4 protein-coding genes are annotated in these 4,915 nt (G+C 58.8%); 1 reads left to right on the top strand and 3 read right to left on the bottom strand.

Features of this window, described 5'->3' with window-relative positions; all coding sequences use genetic code 11:
• Positions 1–189: 189 nt before the first annotated feature.
• The 3 genes from rpsD to NW820_RS10075 all read right to left on the bottom strand — a co-directional run bounded on the left by rpsD (position 190) and on the right by NW820_RS10075 (position 3,629).
• Entirely contained in the window at positions 190–801 is a 612-nt protein-coding gene (rpsD, locus tag NW820_RS10085; RefSeq protein WP_011432724.1) for a 30S ribosomal protein S4, read from the bottom strand.
• Positions 802–977: 176 nt separating this feature from the next.
• A complete protein-coding gene (gmd, locus tag NW820_RS10080; protein ID WP_011432725.1) occupies positions 978–2,114 on the bottom strand; it encodes a GDP-mannose 4,6-dehydratase in 1,137 nt (378 codons plus the stop codon).
• A gap of 132 nt (positions 2,115–2,246) precedes the next feature.
• Positions 2,247–3,629, bottom strand: a complete 1,383-nt coding sequence (locus NW820_RS10075; protein ID WP_011432726.1) for a nicotinate phosphoribosyltransferase — start codon at positions 3,627–3,629, stop codon at positions 2,247–2,249.
• A gap of 306 nt (positions 3,630–3,935) precedes the next feature.
• Between NW820_RS10075 and NW820_RS10070 the strand changes: the two genes are divergently transcribed.
• On the top strand, positions 3,936–4,915 hold a 980-nt coding region (locus NW820_RS10070; RefSeq protein ID WP_414407412.1), incomplete at its 3' end, for an isochorismatase.

Below are 4,915 nucleotides of genomic sequence, written 5' to 3'. Positions count from 1 at the left end.
CACTAGTCACTAACAGAGGGCAGGGCTTCCCGGCGGTCTAGCTAACGCTACGCATCGCCAACAGGAGCGATGAGCAGGGGAAACGCTACAAAAAACAAACCGTGAAAAATCCCCCGGCCTCAAGGGTGAGGAGAACGTCAAACTGCCCAAAATTCCCCTGCAATTTGCAATGGCCACAAAAGGGGATCCCTAGAGCTTGCGGGAATAGAACTCAACCACCAAAAGCTCGTTGACCGGGGCGCAAATTTGCTCGCGGGGGGGCAATTCCTTGATGCGTCCGCGCAGCTTTTCTTTGTCAAACTCCAGGTAGTCCGGCAAAAACAACCCCGGATACTCCGCGTAGGCGGCCACCAGCTTGCGGGAAGATTCCTTATTTTTTACTGTAATCACATCCCCCACTTTGCAGCCATAGCTGGGAATGGTTACCTTTTGGCCGTTAACCTCTATGTGGCCGTGGCTCACGAGCTGCCGAGCTGCCGGAATGGTTGGAGCCATGCCCAGACGAAACACGATGCAATCCAACCGCATTTCCAGCATTTGCAGCAAGGCCAAACCGGTGGATCCCTTGGAGCGCCGTGCCTTGCGCATGTAGCGGATCATCTGCCGCTCGCTCAGCCCGTAGTTGAAGCGCACCTTCTGCTTTTCTTCTAAGCGAATGGCATATTCGGATTTTTTCTTGCGCTCGGCGCCATGCATACCGGGCGGGTTGGTATTTTTGGGGCGCTTGCGCGTCAAGCCGGGCAGATCAAGTCCCCCGAAGCGACGAATAATTTTTAGGCGGGGGCCTGTGTAGCGGGACATGCGGGCATTTCTCCGAAATCAGCAAACAAAGTCAGCAAGAGATGGTCAGCTGGGGAGCAAGAGGACGAGGCACCAAAAGAATCAGCGATCTACTATATTAAGCGTTTAGTTCCTGCTTTGGACAAGGGGTCAAGGCTGTCTTTTGGGATCCCGTCTCCACCGTTGTATTCACCCTGTCAGTCGTAGTGAACCCCCAGCTGGGTGCGGATGAAAGCGCGATCTTCGCTAAGCAAGCCGTTGAGGGTGCGCCGTTCCCCCAAGATGGGATCCGGATCCAGGCCGATGGCTTCCAAGTCGGCCAGCACCATCAGCTCCACCAACTGCGGGAAGCTCACCTTGGGCTCCCATCCTAGGACTCGCTTGGCTTTTGAAGCATCCCCCAACAGCAGATCCACCTCGGTTGGGCGGTAGTAGCGGGGATCGATCTCGATCAACACTTGGTCTTTGTACAACCCCTGTTCGGCTTGGCCGGAGCCTTTCCAGGTAATCGGCAGGCCCACCAGCGCGAAGGCCCGTTCCACAAACTCGCGCACAGTGTGGGTTTCCCCGGTAGCCAGCACATAGTCATCCGGCTGGGGTTGTTGGAGCATCATCCACATCCCCTCGACGTAGTCTTTGGCGTAGCCCCAGTCCCGCTTGGCATCCAGGTTGCCCAGGTAGAGCTTGTCCTGTTTGCCGGCCACAATGCGGCTGACGGCGCGGGTGATCTTGCGGGTTACAAAGGTTTCCCCTCGCCGTGGGCTTTCGTGGTTGAACAAGATACCGTTGCAGGCGAAGAGGTTGTAGGCTTCGCGGTAGTTGACCGTCTGCCAGTAGCCGTACACCTTGGCACAGGCATAGGGGCTGCGCGGGTAGAAGGGGGTGGTTTCCTTTTGCGGGATCTCTTGCACTAGGCCGAACATCTCCGAGGAGCCTGCCTGGTAAAACTTCACCCGGATCCCGGTGCGCTGCTGGTAGTCGCGGATGGCCTCTAGAAGACGCAGCGTGCCCATGGCCACTGCATCGACGGTGTATTCCGGCGCATCAAAGCTCACCCGCACGTGGGATTGGGCCCCCAGGTTGTACACTTCCGTCGGCTGCACCTGTTCCAGGATCCTGCGCAGGGTGGTGCCATCCGTGAGATCCCCGTAGTGAAGGAATAGCCTAGCCTGGGGGTCATGGGCATCCACGTAGATGTGGTCGATGCGGTCGGTGTTGAAGGTGCTGGCGCGGCGGATGATGCCGTGAACTTCGTAGTTTTTCTTCAACAACAGCTCGGCCAGATAGGAGCCATCCTGTCCGGTGATGCCGGTAATTAGGGCACGTTGGGTCATAGAGCTGGGGGCAAAGACTAGGAAAACACCAAAAATCAAAATGGCCTGAGGCTCAAGTCCAATGGCAAAACTCAAACCTCAAAGCGGAGACCTTGAAGCTAGAACATTATAGTGCAGCGGGACTCCTTCTCCTCAGGCAGGGCCCGCCGAGGCACATTCCTGGCCAAGGGTGTGGTCTTTCAACCGTTGCAAAGCGGCAGTCAGGGCTGTGGGCCAGGGATCCGGCTGGCGCAGTTGTCGCACTCCCTGGGGCAGGCACAGCACAGAGGCGCGGCTGGTGCGGGCAATGGCTTCCAGATCCGGCAAGGGATCCAGCAGCAGCCCTTTTTCCATAACTTTGCGCAAGAGCGGTTCGTAGCCAGGAGGCGGGGGCTCGTCAGCATGGCCCAACAAGTCTCCTTCAGGGCCGCGAAAGATCTGCTTGCGACCGGGAAGGGTGGCTTTGGCAAAGGAAGCTTTGGCCACTGGGATCCCATTGATTTCCACCAATTTGTACACCCCGTTTACGCCTTCTCCAGTTACCAGGCGGGTGCCCACCCCATAACCGCTGATGGGGGCTTGGGAGCGATGCAGGCGCTCGATCTCGTATTCATCCAAATCCCCACTGACGAACACCGGGGCGCCTTGAGGCAAAATTTGTTTCACCCGGCGAGAGAGATCTTCCAAATCTCCCGAGTCGATGCGCACCCCGCCGATTTCCCCCTGGGATCCCAGTTGATCTGGGCTTCTGGCCGCAAAGAGCTGGGCTGCTGTGCGCGCCCCTTGGATGGGATCGTAGGTATCGATTAGAAGCGCAGCTTGGGGAAAGTAGCGCCGAAAGGATTGAAAGGCGCGGGTTTCGTCTCCCGAGAGAGCAGCAATGGCCATCACTAGGGAATGGGCCATGGTTCCTGCCGGCTTGCGCCCCAATTTCAGGGCTGCCAAGACGTTGGAGGTGGCATTGAACCCTGCCGCCAGAGCCGCCCGGGCTGCCCACAGCCCCGCCTGGGGACCAAAAGCTCGCCGGGTGCCGAACTCCAACAAAATGGCCTCATCCCCTGCTGCATCTCGCATACGGGCCGCCTTGGTGGCGATCAGGGTCTGGTAGTTAAAGGTGGACAGCAGATAGGTCTCCACCAGTTGGGCTTGCCAGAGGGGGGCTTCCACCCGCAACAGGGGCTGGTTGGCGAAAATGGCGGTTCCTTCCGGCACCGCCCACACATCCCCCTCAAACCGGCAGCGGGCCAGCAGCTCCCAAAAGCGCTCCGGCGCATCGGCGAAAATGCCCGTTTCCCGCAGCGCTCGCAAAGCCTCGGGGGCGAAGCTCAGTTGCTGCAGATAGTCCACTGCCTGGGTGAGCCCCATGGCGATTAGGTAGCCATAGTCGGTGGGCAGCCGCCGCACAAACAGCTCAAAGGCAGCGGGCTGAGACTCTAGCCCTTCCCCCACGTAGCAGGCGGCCATGGTGAACTGGTACAGGTCGGTTAGCAGGCCATAGTCTTGGGGCCGCAACGACGAGAAATCAGGGCTCAACATGAAAAACCTCGGGGCAGAAGCCAGTGGGGAACGGCGGGATCGAGCAGAGGGCTGTTGCGAAGGTTATAGTGAAACTTACCATAAGTAAGGCTGCTTGTAGGGATCCACCAGAAGCATCACAACCCCAAAAAACCCTAAAAATCGGCCTCGACAAGACACCAAACCCAAACTCAGCCAGAAATACAGGCGGCCATCTGGACAAAATCTTGCCCCCAACTTATAGTGAAACCAACCATAAGTGTTACCCGTCCAACTCTATCGAGCGGGTGCAAGCCTGGTCAATCCAGCCCCCACCGGAAGAACGCCATGAATACCACTCTACAGGAGCTAACTGTTAAGGCTCCAGCGGGCCTTCCCCCCCACTTTGATCCGGAGCGGGTGGGAGAGATTTGGCGCGTGCCCTACCAACAGCGGGCAGCAGAAGCCGAGCTCTGGGCCAAGGAGCAAGGGATCCCGCCGGCAGAGGCGGATCGGGTGCGGGTGGGCTTGTTGCTCATTGATGTGCAGAACACCTTTTGCATTCCCGGCTTTGAGTTGTTTGTGGCCGGTTCCGGCGGATTGGGAGCGGTGGAAGACAATCGACGGCTTTGTCAGTTCATCTACCGCAATTTGGCTTGCCTCACCCAGATCATTGCCACTCTCGACACCCACACGGCCATGCAGATCTTCCACCCCGTCTTTTGGGTGGACGCGCAGGGAGCCCATCCTGAGCCGGCCACGGCCATTTCGGCAGCCGATATCCGCTGCGGACGCTGGCGGGTTAACCCCGCCATGGCTGCCAACCTCACCCAGGGGGATCTGACGCGGTTGCAGGTCTACGCTCTGCACTACGCCGAGCAGTTGGAGCAGGGGGGAAAATATCCCCTCATCGTCTGGCCCTACCACTCCATGCTGGGGGGGATTGGCCATGCCCTGGTGCCAGCGGTGGAGGAGGCGATTTTCTTTCACGGCATGGCCCGCTGCAGCCAGCCCAGCCTGCAGCTCAAGGGAGCCAATCCCTTGACGGAAAATTATTCCGTGCTTAGCCCGGAGGTTTTGACTGGGCCGGAAGGGGATCCCATCGACGAGAAAAATGAGCTCCTCATCCACCACCTGCTGCAGTTTGATGCCCTGATCGTGGCTGGCCAAGCCAAAAGCCACTGCGTGGCCTGGACGGTGAGCGACCTGCTGCAAGAGATCCAGGCCACGGATCCCAGCTTGGCCAAGAAAGTCTACCTTCTGGAGGACTGCACCTCGGCGGTGGTGATCCCCGGCGTTGTGGATTTCAGCGAACAGGCGGAGGCCGC

The organism is Synechococcus sp. R55.7 (genome assembly GCF_047461955.1).
Taxonomy (GTDB): Bacteria; Cyanobacteriota; Cyanobacteriia; order Thermostichales; family Thermostichaceae; genus Thermostichus.
Note: the sequence above shows the minus strand (reverse complement) of the source record. Positions and strands in the feature narration are given on the sequence as shown.